16 protein-coding genes are annotated in these 14,974 nt (G+C 67.8%); 9 read left to right on the top strand and 7 right to left on the bottom strand.

Annotated features, from left to right (window positions below; translation table 11 throughout):
- Positions 1-50 precede the first annotated feature (50 nt).
- Complete coding sequence (locus AC3WQA_RS08180; RefSeq protein WP_492674578.1) at positions 51-938, top strand: cytochrome c oxidase subunit 3; 888 nt, start codon at positions 51-53, stop codon at positions 936-938.
- Between the two features lie 225 nt (positions 939-1,163).
- On the opposite strand, the gene AC3WQA_RS08175 is transcribed toward AC3WQA_RS08180, so the two are convergent.
- On the bottom strand, positions 1,164-1,379 hold the full coding sequence (locus AC3WQA_RS08175; RefSeq protein WP_492674577.1) for a twin transmembrane helix small protein: 216 nt from the start codon (positions 1,377-1,379) through the stop codon (positions 1,164-1,166).
- A 56-nt stretch (positions 1,380-1,435) separates the two neighbouring features.
- Here AC3WQA_RS08175 and AC3WQA_RS08170 point away from each other — a divergent pair, with 56 nt between their 5' ends.
- From AC3WQA_RS08170 to AC3WQA_RS08140, 7 genes are all read left to right on the top strand, one after another.
- The gene (locus tag AC3WQA_RS08170) at positions 1,436-2,176 is read left to right on the top strand and encodes an SURF1 family protein (protein WP_492674576.1); all 741 of its coding nucleotides are present in this window, start codon (positions 1,436-1,438) and stop codon (positions 2,174-2,176) included.
- Positions 2,176-2,748, top strand: a complete 573-nt coding sequence (locus AC3WQA_RS08165; RefSeq protein WP_492674575.1) for a redox-active disulfide-containing membrane protein — start codon at positions 2,176-2,178, stop codon at positions 2,746-2,748. The genes AC3WQA_RS08170 and AC3WQA_RS08165 overlap by 1 nt, the downstream gene beginning before the upstream one ends.
- On the top strand, positions 2,748-3,911 hold the full coding sequence (locus AC3WQA_RS08160) for a COX15/CtaA family protein (protein ID WP_492674574.1): 1,164 nt from the start codon (positions 2,748-2,750) through the stop codon (positions 3,909-3,911). The genes AC3WQA_RS08165 and AC3WQA_RS08160 overlap by 1 nt, the downstream gene beginning before the upstream one ends.
- The gene (gene cyoE / locus AC3WQA_RS08155) at positions 3,908-4,810 is read left to right on the top strand and encodes a heme o synthase (protein WP_492674573.1); all 903 of its coding nucleotides are present in this window, start codon (positions 3,908-3,910) and stop codon (positions 4,808-4,810) included. The genes AC3WQA_RS08160 and cyoE overlap by 4 nt, the downstream gene beginning before the upstream one ends.
- A 293-nt stretch (positions 4,811-5,103) precedes the next feature.
- Positions 5,104-5,277, top strand: a complete 174-nt coding sequence (locus tag AC3WQA_RS08150; protein WP_492674572.1) for a hypothetical protein — start codon at positions 5,104-5,106, stop codon at positions 5,275-5,277.
- A 154-nt stretch (positions 5,278-5,431) separates the two neighbouring features.
- Complete coding sequence (gene mgtA / locus AC3WQA_RS08145; RefSeq protein WP_492674571.1) at positions 5,432-8,071, top strand: magnesium-translocating P-type ATPase; 2,640 nt, start codon at positions 5,432-5,434, stop codon at positions 8,069-8,071.
- Positions 8,072-8,086: 15 nt separating this feature from the next.
- Positions 8,087-8,740 (top strand): PA4824 family protein, encoded by a 654-nt coding sequence (locus AC3WQA_RS08140; RefSeq protein ID WP_492674570.1) that lies wholly within the window; start codon positions 8,087-8,089, stop codon positions 8,738-8,740.
- Position 8,741: 1 nt separating this feature from the next.
- Here the strand turns inward: AC3WQA_RS08140 and AC3WQA_RS08135 are convergent, their stop codons facing one another.
- From AC3WQA_RS08135 to rpsU, 4 genes are all read right to left on the bottom strand, one after another.
- Positions 8,742-9,365 (bottom strand): DedA family protein, encoded by a 624-nt coding sequence (locus tag AC3WQA_RS08135; protein ID WP_492674569.1) that lies wholly within the window; start codon positions 9,363-9,365, stop codon positions 8,742-8,744.
- Between the two features lie 61 nt (positions 9,366-9,426).
- On the bottom strand, positions 9,427-11,202 hold the full coding sequence (dnaG, locus tag AC3WQA_RS08130) for a DNA primase (RefSeq protein ID WP_492674568.1): 1,776 nt from the start codon (positions 11,200-11,202) through the stop codon (positions 9,427-9,429).
- 31 nt (positions 11,203-11,233) lie between these two features.
- Entirely contained in the window at positions 11,234-11,680 is a 447-nt protein-coding gene (locus AC3WQA_RS08125) for a GatB/YqeY domain-containing protein (RefSeq protein ID WP_492674567.1), read from the bottom strand.
- Between the two features lie 165 nt (positions 11,681-11,845).
- Positions 11,846-12,061 (bottom strand): 30S ribosomal protein S21, encoded by a 216-nt coding sequence (rpsU, locus tag AC3WQA_RS08120; protein WP_192107573.1) that lies wholly within the window; start codon positions 12,059-12,061, stop codon positions 11,846-11,848.
- 111 nt (positions 12,062-12,172) lie between these two features.
- Here rpsU and tsaD point away from each other — a divergent pair, with 111 nt between their 5' ends.
- Complete coding sequence (tsaD, locus tag AC3WQA_RS08115) at positions 12,173-13,195, top strand: tRNA (adenosine(37)-N6)-threonylcarbamoyltransferase complex transferase subunit TsaD (protein WP_492676335.1); 1,023 nt, start codon at positions 12,173-12,175, stop codon at positions 13,193-13,195.
- 155 nt (positions 13,196-13,350) lie between these two features.
- Here tsaD and AC3WQA_RS08110 read toward each other — a convergent pair whose 3' ends face one another.
- Together AC3WQA_RS08110 and AC3WQA_RS08105 are read right to left on the bottom strand one after the other, a co-directional pair.
- Positions 13,351-14,070, bottom strand: coding sequence for a pseudouridine synthase (locus AC3WQA_RS08110; protein ID WP_492674566.1), 720 nt, complete (start codon positions 14,068-14,070; stop codon positions 13,351-13,353).
- Positions 14,070-14,849, bottom strand: coding sequence for an ABC transporter permease (locus AC3WQA_RS08105; RefSeq protein WP_492674565.1), 780 nt, complete (start codon positions 14,847-14,849; stop codon positions 14,070-14,072). Before AC3WQA_RS08105 ends, AC3WQA_RS08110 begins: the two co-directional genes overlap by 1 nt.
- Positions 14,850-14,974: the final 125 nt, after the last annotated feature.

Raw genomic sequence — 14,974 nt, 5'->3', positions numbered from 1 at the left:
AAGTGGTCGCGGCATCCGCCGCCCACGGGGAAACTCCACGGAGTCTCAGCATGGTTCAGCAGCAAGACGTCTATTTCGTACCCAGCAAGAGCCAGTGGCCCATCGTGGCCGCGGTGGTGATGTTCCTCACCGTGTTCGGTGCCGCGCACTGGCTCAGTGCCGAGCCTGGCGACGCCGGTTTCGGCAAGACCGTCATCACCATCGGCGCGGTCGGCGTGCTCGGCATGTTCTTCGGCTGGTTCCGCTCGGTGATCCACGAGTCGATGGCCGGCCGCTACAGCGCACAGGTGGACACCTCGTTCCGCATGGGCATGATGTGGTTCATCTTCTCCGAGATCATGTTCTTCGGCGCGTTCTTCGGCGCGCTGTTTTACATCCGCATGTTCTCGGTGCCGTGGCTGGGCGGCACCGGTCATGGCGCGCTCACCCATCAGTTTCTCTACGACAGCTACAGCGGCGCCTGGGGCGCGGATGGCGGCAACGGCCCGATGCGCGTCGGCGGCGCGTTCAGCACGGTGGCGCCATGGGGGCTGCCGCTGCTCAACACGCTGATCCTGCTCACCTCCAGCGTCACCATCACCATCGCGCACCATGCGTTGCGCGCGGGGCATCGCGGCAAGATCCTGGCCTTCCTCGGCCTGACCGTGCTGCTGGGCGCCACCTTCATCTATTGCCAGTCGCACGAGTACATGGAGGCGTACAAGGAGTTGAACCTCACCCTGCACAGCGGTGTGTACGGCTCCACCTTCTTCATGCTCACCGGCTTCCACGGCCTGCACGTGACCCTGGGTACCATCATGCTGGCGGTGATCTGGCTGCGCGTGGCCAAGGGCCATTTCAGCAAGGAACACCACTTCGGCTTCGAGGCGGTGGCCTGGTACTGGCACTTCGTCGACGTGGTGTGGCTGTGCCTGTTCCTCTTTGTCTACATCCTTTGATTTTTCCGCGCCGCCGCGTCGCGAAGAGCGAAGATCAGGCACCAGCCAGTCGTGGCCGGGTGTCGATGTCGCGCGAGCGCGTGGCGCGGAGGGCAGCATCAGGCATCGGCAATCGCCGGACTTTCAATAAAAGCGCCGGGCTTTCATGGGATTGAACACGAAGAAGCCCGCCGTTCGGCGGGCTTCTTCGTGTTGCGGGAAACGGTTCCGGTGCGGCGCTGGCGCTCACTGCCCCACGTCGTGCGGGCTGAGCCAACCCATCCAGATGCCGAACATGACCATGCCGATGAGCAGCAGCGACAGCGCGATGCGGCGAGTCAGCGCCCAGGCCATGCGACGGTCATCGTGCTTGTCGGTCATCATGTAGTAGAGCGCCTGGCCGAGGCTGAAGATCACCACCAGCAGCAACACCACCACCGCGTATTTGTAGATGAGCCCCACGTGATTGATCCGGTAGAGACAGGTGCAGGCAGTATAGCCACGGCGAGGGGGCGCTCGTGCTAGCCGGGTTTCGCCGTCCGCCATGGTGGGCGATCGCGCTGACCGCGGTGTCCGCCGTGCTGTTCGTGCGCCTGGGCGTGTGGCAACTGCATCGCGCCGACGACAAGGATGCGCTGTTGCGGCGCTTTGCCGCGGCAGCGGCAGCCCCCGTGCAGGACTTCGCCGCCGTGGCGTCCGATCCGCCGGCGAACGCCTACCCGCGGGTGCGGGTGCGGGGCACGTACCTCGCCGACCGCATGTACCTGCTGGACAACCCGAAGCACGACGACTGCGGCGGCGTGGAGGCCTACGTGCCGCTGCGTGTGCCCGGACGCACGCGCCTGCTGCTGGTGGATCTGGGCTTCCTGCCCGGCAACGGCACCGGTCAGGCACCGCAGTTGCCGCCGCTGCCGACCGGCGAACAGACCCTGCAAGGCCTCTACGAACCGCCGCCGGGGCATGGCTTCGAGATGGGCGGCGATGCGCTGGTGCGGCAAACGCAGTGGCCGAAGACGACGATCTACTTTGCCGCCGCGCAGATCGCCGCCGACCTGCATGCCAAACTGTATCCGCGCGTGCTGGCGCTGGATCCCGACCCGGCCTCGATCTACGTGCGCGTGCATACGCTGGACTTCGGCGACATGCCGCCGGCGCGGCACCGCGCCTATGCCTTCCAGTGGTTCACCTTCGCGCTCGCCGTGGTGGTGATCCTGCTCGTGCTCAGCCGCAAGCGCCCGTTCCGGCGCAGGAAACCTTGATGAACGCCAACGATCCCGCTGCCCTGCGCAAGGGGCGGCTGAAACTGCTCCTGGTTGCCTCGATCTTCGCCGCGCCCTTCGTGGTGGCGCTGGTGCTCACGCTGGCGGGCTGGCAGCCTGGCGCCACGGGGCATGGCCAGGCCATCCTGCCGCAACGCAACTTCGCCGCCGAGTCGTTGCCGGTGCGCCTCGCCGACGGCAAGGACTGGGCCTGGCGTGACAGCACGCCGCGACTCACCCTGGTGGCGCTGCCGGGGCCGGATTGCGCCGCGCGGTGCTACGCCGCGCTGACCGCGATGGCGAAGGCGCGCGTGATGCTCACACAGAACCAGTCACGCTTGCGCCTGCTTTACGTGGGCACGCCGCCGGCGGACACGGACGAGCGCGCGGGCATGGCGAACTTCTGGCAGGTCGGTAGCGATGTCGACGGCAAGCTCGCGGCGTGGCGGGTGACCGTGCCGGACAGCGTGAGCGCGGTGCTGGTGGAGTCCAACGGCACGGCACTGGCCAGTTATCCTGCCGGTTTCGATCCCTCGGGTTTGCTGCAGGATTTGCGGAAGGTCATCAAGTGATGTTGTCGCGTGTCGGGAAAAGCCTGCGCTGGCTGTCGCTGCTGGCGGCGGTGTTCGCCTTCGGGCTGGTGATGTTCGGCGCCTTCGTGCGCCTGTCCGATGCCGGGCTGTCCTGCCCGGACTGGCCGACCTGCTATGGCCAGGCAGCCTGGCCGCAGCATGCGCAGGCGGTGGCCAAGGCCGATGCGGCCTTCCCCGATCGTCCCTACGAGGCGCACAAGGCCTGGCGCGAACAGGTGCACCGCATGCTCGCCGGCACGCTGGGTGTGCTGGTGCTGGCGCTGGCGCTGCTGGCCGCCGCGCGGCGACGCTGGATCACGCTGGCCATCGTCGGCAGCGCCGTGTTCGCCGCGATAGGCGTGGCGATGTACATGCAAGGCGAGCATCGTTGGTCGTCGCTGCTGGCGGTGTGCGCCATTGCGCTGCCGATGGCTGCCGCGCTGGCACTCAAGCGGCCGGCGGCGTGGCGGATCTGCCTGGTAGCGCTGGGCGTCATCATCTTCCAGGCCATGCTGGGCATGTGGACGGTGACCCTGCTGCTCAAGCCCATCGTGGTGACCGGGCATCTGCTGGGCGGCATGACCACCTTCGCGCTGCTGGCCTACGTGGCGGCGCGTTTCGGCGGCGTGGGCGCGACGGACGACGCGCTGGCGGGGCTGCGCCGTCTGATGCTGCTGGGCATCGTGCTGCTCGCCTGCCAGATCGCGCTGGGCGGCTGGACCTCGTCGAACTACGCCGCGCTGGCCTGCGGTACCGGGCCAGCGGCGTTTCCGCAATGCCTGGGGCAGTGGTGGCCGCCGGGTGACTACCATCAGGGTTTCATCCTGTGGCGCGGCATCGGCGTGAATTTCGAGGGCGGCATCCTGGACGGCCCGGCGCGCACCGCGATCCAGATGGCGCATCGCTTCGGCGCGCTGCTGGTGTTCTGCTACCTGGGCTGGCTGTCGCATCGACTGGCGCGGCGCGGCTTGCGCGGCTATGGCATCGCGGTGGCGGTGGCGCTGGTCAGTCAGGTGCTCTTGGGTATCAGCAATGTGCACTTCGGCCTGCCGCTGCCGGTGGCCACCGCGCACAACGGCATGGCGGCGCTGCTGCTGTCCACCCTGGTGGTCACGCTGGCGCGCACGCAGCCCCGGGACAATGCGGCGGGAGCCTTGCGATGAATCTGCTGAGCGAATATCTGCAACTGACCAAGCCGCGCGTGGTGGCGCTGCTGGTGTTCTGCGCGGTGATCGGCATGTTCCTCGCCGCGCCCGGCCTGCCGCCGTGGCGCGCGCTGGTGTGGGGCACGCTGGGTATCTGGCTGGCCTCGGGCTCGGCGGCAGCGTTCAACCACCTGATCGACGAGCGCATCGACAAGCTGATGGCGCGCACCGCCCGACGGCCGCTGGCCACCGGGCATCTCAAGCCGTGGCAGGTGCTGACGTTCGCCATCACGATCGGCATCGTCTCGATGCTGGTGCTGGTGTTCCTGGTGAACCCGCTCACCGCGTGGCTCACCTTCGGCGGGCTGATCGGCTACGCGCTGGTGTACACCGCCTACCTGAAGCGCGCCACGCCGCAGAACATCGTGATCGGCGGCCTGGCCGGCGCGATCCCGCCGGTCTTGGGCTGGACGGCGGTGACCGGCGCGCTGCATCCGTTCGCGCTGCAGCTGTGCCTCATCATCTTCGTGTGGACGCCGCCGCACTTCTGGGCGCTGGCGATCTTCCGCCGCGACGACTACGCGCGCGCCGGCGTGCCGATGCTGCCGGTGACCCACGGTGTGCCCTACACCCGCTGGCAGGTGCTGTTCTACACCGTGCTGCTGGTGCTGGTGACCCTGCTGCCCGCGATCACCGGCTACAGCGGCTGGCTGTATCTGGGCGGCGCGGTGGCACTGGGCGCGGGTTTCCTCTACTACGCGATCCGCCTGCTCAACCCGCCGGACGATTTCTTCGCGATGCGCGTGTTCAAGTATTCCATCACCTACCTGATGGCCTTGTTCGCCTTCCTGCTGGCCGACCACTGGTTGGTCGCGCCGTTGGCGCAGCAGGGGCTGGTGTTCCGTCCGCTGGGTTGATTTTTTGCGCAAATGGCGCCTTTGCCGTTGACGCGACCGCTGCCGCACTGCAAAATACGCCGGTCGCGCGCGACGCTTCAGTCGTGCCGCTCGACATCACTGTCCTGACTAACCAAGGCATATGGACGTTTACCCTAGTCGCAACGTCGACACCTGCTTGCTTCGGGTGCCGGCGCTGCAAAACAAACTGAACGCCTGCGGCAGCCGCCAGCAGTCGACCGGTATTTTCCTCGACTAGGAAACGCCGGCTCGTCTCCTCCGGCGCCGTGCGCCGTGATTCAAGGAGATGGGCTATGAAGCTCCTTCGTGACGTATTTCGCCTGCGGGATTTCCGCAAGCTGCCGTTCGCCGTGCGCCGCGAGGCGTCGCGGCGCGAGTTCGTGGTGACGGTGCCGGCGCCCCTGCCGGCGAGTGTCGCATCGCATATCCTGCCACTCAGTCCAGCGCAGCCTGCCGCCGGGCACTGACGCGCGCGTCGGCCCGGTCGCGCCACTGGCGGTTGCCAGTGTGCATCGACGTGGCGGTGGCTGCCCCGGCCACCCTGAGAATTTCCCCGGATAGCCCCTCCAGGCAGCCGTCGCGCCGCCGTGGATCGGCGCATCACGAACCACGGTAGCGATCATGAGCAAGCTGTTTTCACGCCCTTCGGCCAAGGTTGTGGCGCCGGTGCCTGCACAGGTGCGGGCGGCGCAGGACGCCTTCGTCGACAACCCCGCGCTGCTTGCCGCGCTGGATACCTCGCTGCACGGACTGGACGAGGATCGCATCACCGAGCGCCTGCACCGCGACGGCGCCAACGAGGTATCGCACGAGCGGCCGCCGCATTGGTCGCGGCAGTTGCTGCGTGCGTTCAAGAACCCCTTCATCATCGTGCTGCTGGTGCTGGCCGGCGTGCAGCTCGCCACCGACGACAGCGACCTCACCGGACCAATCATCATCGCGGTGATGGTGGGCATCAGCGTGCTGCTCAGCTTCACCCAGGAGTACCGCTCCTCGCTCGCCGCCGAGAAGCTGAAGGCGATGGTGCGCAACACCGCCGCGGTGACGCGGCAGGCCTCCGACGGCCACAGCGAGCAGATCGAGGTGCCGGTGGGCGAGCTGGTGGTGGGCGACATCGTGCACCTGGCGGCTGGCGACATGGTGCCCGCCGACCTGCGCCTGCTCGGCGCGAAAGACCTGTTCATCAGCCAGGCCATCCTCACCGGCGAATCGCTACCGGTGGAGAAGGTGGCGCCGATCCATGCGCAGGGCGTGGACACGACGGGCAATCCGCTGGATCTGCCCACGCTCTGCTACATGGGCACCAACGTGATCTCCGGCACCGCCAGCGCGGTAGTGGTGGCCACCGGTGCGCGCAGCTACCTCGGCTCGCTGGCGCACAGCATGAGCGGCCAGCGCGTGCAGACCAGCTTCGACCGCGGCGTGAACTCGGTGAGCTGGCTCTTGATCCGCTTCATGGCGGTGATGGTACCGATCGTGTTCCTCATCAACGGCCTGGACAAGCACAACTGGACCGAGGCGTTCCTGTTCGCACTGTCGGTGGCGGTGGGCCTCACGCCCGAGATGTTGCCGCTGATCGTCACCGCTAACCTCGCCAAGGGTGCGCTGGCGATGTCCAAGCGCAAGGTGGTGGTGAAGCGGCTCAACGCGATCCAGAACTTCGGCGCGATGGACGTGCTGTGCACCGACAAGACCGGCACGCTGACGCTGGACAAGATCGTGCTGGAGCGCCACCTCGACCTCGACGGCGAGGAGAGCGACGAGGCGCTGGAATTCGGTTACCTCAACAGCCGCTTCCAGACCGGCCTCAAGAACCTGATGGACAAGGCGGTGCTGGAGCACCGTGACCTGGAGCCAGTGGCCGCGCGCTACCGCGTGGTGGACGAGATTCCGTTCGACTTCCAGCGCCGCCGCATGTCGGTGGTGGTGGCCGATGGCCGGAACGAGCATCTGCTGATCTGCAAGGGCGCGGTGGAGGAGATGCTGGCGACCTGTGCCTACGCCCAGGTGGGCGGCGTTGTGGAGCCGATGACCGACGAGCGTCGCCGCGCGATCAAGGCGATGACGCACCGGCTCAACGAAGACGGCCTGCGCGTTCTGGTGGTGGCGGTGCGCAGGGAGCCGGCCGCCGAGCGCGCCTGGAGCGTGGCCGACGAGAGTGAACTCACCGCGGTGGGCTGCCTGGCCTTCCTCGATCCTCCCAAGGATTCAGCCGCCACCGCCATCGCCGCGCTGCACGCACACGGCGTGGCGGTGAAGGTCATCACCGGCGACAACGAGGCGGTGACGCGCAAGATCTGCCGCGAGGTGGGGCTGGACGTCACCCACTCGGTGCAGGGTCGCGACATCGAGTCGCTGGACGAGGCGGCGCTGGACGAACTGGTGAGGCGCACCACGGTGTTCGCCAAGATGTCGCCGCTGCAGAAGGCCGCGGTGGTGAAGTCGCTGCAGCGCCAGGGCCACACCGTGGGCTTCCTCGGCGACGGCATCAACGACGCGCCGGCGCTGCACGACGCCGACGTGGGCATCTCGGTGGACACCGCCACCGACATCGCCAAGGAGTCGGCCGACATCATCCTGCTGGAGAAGAACCTGATGGTGCTGGAGGAGGGCGTGCTGGAAGGCCGCGTCACCTTCGGCAACATCATCAAGTACATCAAGATGACCGCCAGCTCGAACTTCGGCAACATGTTCAGCGTGCTGGTGGCGAGCGCGTTCCTGCCGTTCTTGCCGATGCTGCCGCTGCAGATCCTGGTGCTCAATCTGCTGTACGACATCTCGCAGCTCTCCATTCCGTTCGACCGCATGGACGACGAATACCTGCGCAAGCCGCGCAAGTGGGACGCCAGCGACATCGGCCGCTTCATGGTGTGGATCGGCCCGGTCAGTTCGATCTTCGACATGACCACGTTCTGGCTGATGTGGCACGTATTCGGCGCGAACGGGCCGGTGCACCAGGCGCTGTTCCAGAGTGGCTGGTTCATTGAGAGCCTGCTCACGCAAACCCTGATCGTGCACATGATCCGCACACGTCGCATCCCGTTCCTGCAGAGCAGCGCGGCCGCGCCGGTGCTGGGGTTGACCACCGCGATCATCGCGATCGGCATGCTGCTCCCGTATACCAGCCTCGGCGCCAAGCTCGACATGCTTCCGCTACCCGGCGTCTACTTCGGCTGGGTCGCCGCCACCGTGCTTACCTACTGCGTGCTCACTCAGTTGGTGAAGCTGCTCTACACCCGCCGCTACGGGCGCTGGCTGTAGCCAAGGGGAGCTGTCATGGGCAAGTTTCTCTTCGCCGCCCTGCTGGCGGTGGTGCTGCTGTGTCCGCGCGCGGCGCATGCCGGTGCCAGCCTGCTGGTGGATGACGCCGGTGTCACCGCCGATGGGCACTGCCAGCTTGAATCCTGGCTGCGCGCACGCTCCGGCAAGCTGCAGGAGGCCACGGCGCTGCCGGCCTGCGCGTGGGACGGCGTGGAGTACAGCCTCGGCGCGAGCGTCGACCCTTCCGGTATGGCCGGCGGGGTGCTGCTCGCCGGTTTCAAGCACGGCCTGCTCGACGTGGGCGAGCACACCCCGGGGCTGGCCGTGGCGCTGAACGGCGACTGGCGCCACGGCCTCGACGCCGCCACGGCCTACCTCGCGCTCAGCCAACCGCTGGGGCCGCGCTGGATGCTGCAGGCCAACCTTGGCGTTGGCAGGCTCCGGCATGCCGGGGGAAGCCTGGTGGCGGGTGTGGGGCTGGAATACCGCGAGGGGGCGCGCTGGTCGTGGCTGGCCGAGGGTTATGCCGAAGGCCGGACGTACCGCGCGCTGCAAGGTGGCCTGCGCCTGCGCTTGCCTGGTGCGGTGAGCGTGGATCTGCTGGTGGGCCGCGAGCGTGCGGGCCGCTGGCTGACACTGGGCCTGAACTGGTCGCCCGGCGATCGTTGAGTCAATCGTCGTGGCTGAGACGGCGGCAGCGGTAATGCCGCCACCACGTCCACAGCAGCACCAGCAACAGCGCGCCCATGAGCAGCCACAAGCTGTTCTGGCCGCGCTGCATCCAGGTGGCCAGCCAGTCGCGATTGTTGGCGCCGAAGTAGCCCAGGTACACCCACACCGGCACGCTGATGAGGGCGGCGAGGCCGTCGATCAGCACGAAGCGCAGCAGCGAGACCTGGTGCGTGGCGCCGGCGGTGAAATACACCGTCGTGCGCATGCCCGGCAGGAAGCGCGCGACGAACAGCACGCGGTTGCCGTAGCGCGCGAACTTGTGTCGCACCACTTCGTAACGCGCCGGTGGCAGGACGCGCGCCACCCAGCGCCAGCCAAGCATGGCCGCGCCGTAGCGGCGGCCGAGCAGGAACACGGTGGCGTCGCCCAGCAGCACGCCAACCATGCACATGGCGAACATCAGGTGCACGTTGGCGTAGCCCAGCCCGGCGATCACCCCGCCGGCCACCAGGGTGACGTCCTCGGGCAGCGGCAGGCCGAGGCCGCAGATGGTCAGCGCGAGCCACACCGCGAGGTAGCCACTCTCGGCGAAGATGGTCACCAGTCGTTCAAGCAGATCCATGGGCGTCCTTGCGGCACACGTGCCGACATGCTGCAGCAGTGGGTGGCGATGGCACGGCGGCTCAGTCCGACGCCACGGCAGGCCGCACGCGCGCGGCCAGCAGTTCACGCAATTCCGCCTTCTCGGCTTCGTCCAGCGGGCCCGCGCGCATCTTGGCGTGCAGCGCTTCGCGGCGCAGCGCCACGGCTTGTTCCTCCATGCGCGCCAGCGCCTCCACGAACTCCACGCGCTGGGTTTCCGGCTCGCCCACCACGGTGGTGGCCATCAGTTTTTGCAGCGAGGCGTATTCGTCGCGCTCGGCGAAGTGCTCCACCAGCATGGCCGGGTTGATGCCGGGGCGGCCGCGCGCGACATCCATGAGCTCGGCGAGCAGGGTGACGCCGGGCTTGTCCAGGCGCAGGAAGCGGTAAGGCCGCGCCACCTGGTCGGCCATGCCGGGTTGGGTCAGCAGCAGGGCGATAGCGCTGCGTACCAGCGAGCGCTGCGCCGCCGGCCGTGGCGCCGTGCGCGGCGCGGGGGCCGCCGCGGCGAGCATGGCGCGGGCGCCGGTGCGTCGCTCCAGCTCCTGTGCCATCAGGTCGCGGAAGGCGCCGTCGGGCAGTCGCGCGAGCAACGGGCGGGCGCGCTCGGCGAGCCGTGCGCGGCCGTCGAGGCTCGTGGTGTCCACGTCGCGGGCGAGTTCGTCGAAGAGGTATTCGGACAACGGCGTGGCGTGCTTCAGACGCTGCTCGAAGCCGGCCTTGCCTTCCTTGCGCACCAGCGTATCCGGGTCCTCGCCCTCGGGCAGGAACAGGAAGTACGCCTGCCGGCCGTCGCGCAGGCGCGGCAGCGCGGCGTCCAGCGCCTTCCATGCGGCGGCGCGGCCGGCGCGGTCGCCGTCGAAGCAGAACACCACGTCGGGCGCGGCGCGGAACAGCAGCTCGGTGTGCTCCGGCGTGGTGGCCGTGCCCAGCGTGGCTACCGCGATGGGTAGGCCGGCCTGGTGCAGCGCGATCACGTCCATGTAGCCCTCCACCACCACGACGCGCGCAAGCTTCGGGTTGGCCTGCTTCACCTGCCACAGTGCGAACAACTCGCGGCCCTTGTGGAACAGCGGGGTTTCCGGCGAGTTGAGGTATTTGGGGCCTTCACTTTTGCGCGCGTCCTGCGCATCGCCAGCAGCTGCCTCGCGGGCCTTCTGGATCACCCGCCCGCCGAACGCGATCACCCGGCCGCGGCGGTCGAGGATGGGGAACATCAGCCGTTCGCGGAAGCGGTCGTACTTGCCGCCGCGCTCGCCGCTGGACACCATGCCGGCCTCGGCGAGCAGCTCCATCCGGCGCGGCGTGTTGCCCAGCGCGGAGATCACGCCATCGAAGCCGGCCGGCGCCCAGCCCAGACGGAAGCGCGCGATGGTGTCGGTATCCAGCCCGCGCTGCCTGCAATACGCCTGCGCCTCGGCGCTCTTGGGCAATTGCTGCTGATACCAGCCGGCACTGGCGTCAAGCAGGGCGTAAAGGTCGGTCTTGTCCTCGCGCGGGCGGTCGCCCTGGCCGCCTTCGCGCGGCACGGTGAGGCCGACCGACTGCGCCAGCACCTCCACCGCATCGGGGAATTCCAGCCGCTCGTAGTCCATCAGGAACTTGATCGCGCTGCCGTGCACACCGCAGCCGAAGCAGTGGAAGAACTGCTTGGCCGGGCTGACGTAGAACGACGGCGTGCGTTCGTTGTGGAACGGGCAGCAGGCGGTCCATTCGCGCCCGGCCTTCTTCAACGGCACGCGCCGCTCGATCACGTCGACGATGTCGACGCGGGCGAGCAGTTCGTCGATGAAATTTTCGGGAATCGAGCCGCGCATAGACTGTGCAGTCTAAGGCCTGCGGGTGCGGTCAGCCCGACAACTTGGCCTTGATGAGGGCGGACACCTTGCCCATGTCGGCACGGCCGGCGGCCTTGTCCTTGACGACAGCCATCACCTTGCCCATGTCGCGCGGCGAGCTGGCGCCAGTGTCGGCAACGGCGGCGGCGATCAGGGCGTCGAGTTCGGCGGCGTCGAGTTGGGCGGGCAGGTAGGCCTCGATCACCACCATCTCGGCGCGCTCGACGTCGGCCAGGTCCTCGCGGGCGGCGGCTGCGTACTGGGTCACCGAATCCTTGCGCTGCTTGAGCATCTTTTCCAGCACGGCGAGCGTCTGCGTGTCATCCAGCTCGATACGTTCATCCACCTCGCGCTGCTTGATCGCCGCCAGTACCAGGCGGATCACGCCCAGGCGCTGCTTGTCGCCGCCGCGCATGGCGGTTTTCATGTCCTCGGTAAGCTGCTGCTTGAGTGTCATGGCGTGGCTCCGTGGTGAATGGCGGGAACGACAAAACCGGCGTTGCCGTGGGCAACACCGGTGGATCATGTCCGAGTGCTTGCCATGGCGGCGAGGTCGCGCCAGCGGCAAACTGCATGCGCGACGTGAAGACGCGCAGACTGCCGGTGGCCGGCAGTGCAGGACTCAGTACAGGCGTGTCTTGCGCGACACGTCGCGCGACAGACGGCGCAGGTGGCGCTTCACCGCGGCGGCACGCTTGCGCTTGCGCTCCTGGGTGGGCTTTTCATAGAACTCGCGCTTGCGCGTTTCGGCCAGAACGCCGGCCTTTTCGCAGGTACGCTTGAAACGACGCAGCGCGACCTCGAACGGCTCGTTCTCGCGGACTTTGACGTTGGGCATGGAGACTCCGAGTGGTAATCTGTCCCGCTTCCGGGACAGTGGATGCGGCGAGCCGCGAAGTATACCGTGCCTGACGATCAATTTTCAAAGCCGCCCGTGACGGGCAAGCCGGTGCTGGGCATCGAGTCCTCCTGCGACGAGACCGGCGTGGCGATCCTGCGCTGGGAGCCGGAGGCGCCGGGACGTGGTTTGCTGGCCCACGCCCTGTACAGCCAGATCAAGCTGCACGCCGATTATGGCGGTGTGGTGCCGGAACTGGCCAGCCGCGACCACGTGCGCAAACTGCTGCCGCTGGCGCGCGAGGCGCTGCAGCAGGCCGGCCTGACGCCGGCCGACCTCGGCGGGGTGGCCTACACCGCCGGTCCCGGTCTGGTCGGCGCCCTGCTGGTGGGGGCGGCGGCCGGTCGGGCACTGGCCTGGGCGCTGGGCGTGCCGGCCGTGGGTGTCCATCATATGGAAGGCCACCTGCTGGCGCCGCTGCTGGAAGACGATCCGCCCAAGCCGCCCTTCGTGGCGCTGCTGGTATCCGGCGGGCACTCGCTGCTGGTCGAGGTGAAGGCCATCGGCGACTACCGCATCCTCGGCGACACCTTGGACGACGCCGCTGGCGAAGCCTTCGACAAGACCGCCAAGCTGATGGGCCTGCCGTACCCCGGTGGCCCGGCGCTGGCCAAGCTGGCTGAGCAGGGGCGGCACGGCGCCTTCCGTTTCTCGCGCCCGATGACCGACCGGCCCGGGCTGGATTTCAGCTTCTCGGGGCTGAAGACCCAGGTGCTGCTGGCCTGGCAGCATTCGGATCAGGCCGGGCAGACCCGCGCCGACGTCGCGCTGGCCTTCGAGGAGGCCATCGTCGACACCCTCATCATCAAGTGCCGGCGCGCGCTGGAAGCGGTCGGCGCGCGGCGGCTGGTGATCGCCGGCGGCGTGGGCGCCAACAAGCGCCTGCGCGCCGAGCTGGCGGCGGCGGGCGACAAGGACGGCTTTCGTACCTACTTCCCGCGCCTCGCGTTCTGTACCGACAACGGCGCGATGATCGCGCTGGCTGGCGCGATCCGGCTGGCCAGCGGCCAGCGGCAGGACGAAACCGTGCAAGTGCGGCCGCGCTGGAACCTGGAAGACTTGCCGCCGGCGTAATTTTTGCGTTCATCCGTGATCGCGAGAATCAAACGGGCTTGGCCGCACTTCTCACGTAGGAGCCCGCTGCCCGCTGGCAGGCGATGCTCTTGCTCTGATGCACAGGCAAAAGCATCGCCCGCCGGCGGGCTCCTACGGGTGCAAGCGGAGATCGTTCACCACTGCGAGCGGCCGGGCAGCAGCCCCTTCAGCTCCGCGTCGGTGAGGTTGCGCCACTGGCCGGGCTTCAGCGCGCCCAGCTTGACGTTGACGATGCGCACGCGGCGCAGCTGGGTGACGCGGTAGCCGAAGGCGGCGGCCATCAGGCGGATCTGCCGGTTCAAGCCTTGCGTGAGCACGATGGCGAAGCCGTACTTGGCGATCTTGCGCACCTTGCACGGCCTGGTCATCTGCCCGTGCACGCGCACGCCACGCGCCATGCCGGCGAGGAATTCATCGGTGACCGCCTGGTTCACCGCCACCAGGTATTCCTTCTCGTGGTGGTTCTCCGCGCGCAGGATCTCGTTGACGATGTCACCGTTGCTGGTGAGCAGGATCAGGCCTTCCGAATCCTTGTCCAGCCGGCCGACGGGGAAGATGCGCTGCGCGTGGTCGACGAAGTCCACGATGTTGCCGTCAATGCTTTGGTCGGTGGTGCAAGTGATGCCCACCGGCTTGTGCAGCGCGATGTACACCGCCTTCTTCGCGGCCGGCGTGGCGGCCAGGACGCGCGCCTTGACGAGCTCGCCGTCCACCCGCACCTCGTCGCCTTCCAGCGCCTTGGCGCCGGTGCCGACGACCTCGCCGTTGATGCTGACGCGGCCGGCCATGAGCCACTCGTCCGCCTCGCGGCGCGAGCACAGGCCGGCTTCGCTGATGTACTTGTTGACGCGCATCAGGAACGCAGCCCCACGCCGCGCTTGAGCAACTGCAGCGCGAAGGCGGTGAGCGCCGCCACGAAGCCCAGCATCACCACGAAAGCCACGCCCACGTTCACGTCGCTGATGCCGAGCACGCCGTAGCGGAAGGCGTTGACCATGTACAGGATGGGATTGGCACGCGAGATCGCCTGCCACGGCTCGCCCAGCATGTGGATCGAATAGAACACGCCGCCGAGGTAGGTGAGCGGGGTGAGGATGAAGGTGGGCACCAGCGCGATGTCGTCGAACTTCTTCGCGTACACCGCGTTGACGAAGCCGGCCAGCGAGAAGATCACCGAGCCCAGCAGCACGGCGGCGAAGGTGATCAGCGGATGCGCGATATGCAGCGAGGTGAAGAACAGCGCGATGCCCAGCACCAGCACGCCCACCGCCAGCCCGCGCACCACCGCCCCGGCCACGTAGCCGGTGAGGATCACCCAGTTCGGCATCGGCGACACCAGCATCTCCTCCACCGCGCGGCTGAACTTGGCGCCGAAGAACGAGCTGGAGATGTTGCCGTAGCTGTTGGTGATGATGCTCATCATCACCAGGCCCGGCACGATGTACTGCATGTAGGTGAAGCCGCCCTGGATGGTGCCGATGCGGCTGCCAATCAGCTTGCCGAAGATCACGAAATACAGCGTCATGGTGATCGCCGGCGGGATCAGCGTCTGCGTCCAGATGCGCAGGATGCGCACCACTTCGCGGCGCACGATGGTGTGCAGGGCGACCAGGTTGGCGGAGGTGTGGCTCATGCTTTTGCCTTGCTCCCTCGCCCCCGGCTGCGCTGGGGAAGAGGGTTGGGGTGAGGGGGTTTTGTGCTTCTGCTTTTCGGTGGAGCGGGAGGGTAAAAACACCCCCCTCACCCCAGCCCTCTCCC

The sequence above is a fragment of the Rhodanobacter sp. FW106-PBR-R2A-2-24 genome (genome assembly GCF_058789615.1).
This window is presented reverse-complemented; position numbering and strand designations above follow the sequence as displayed.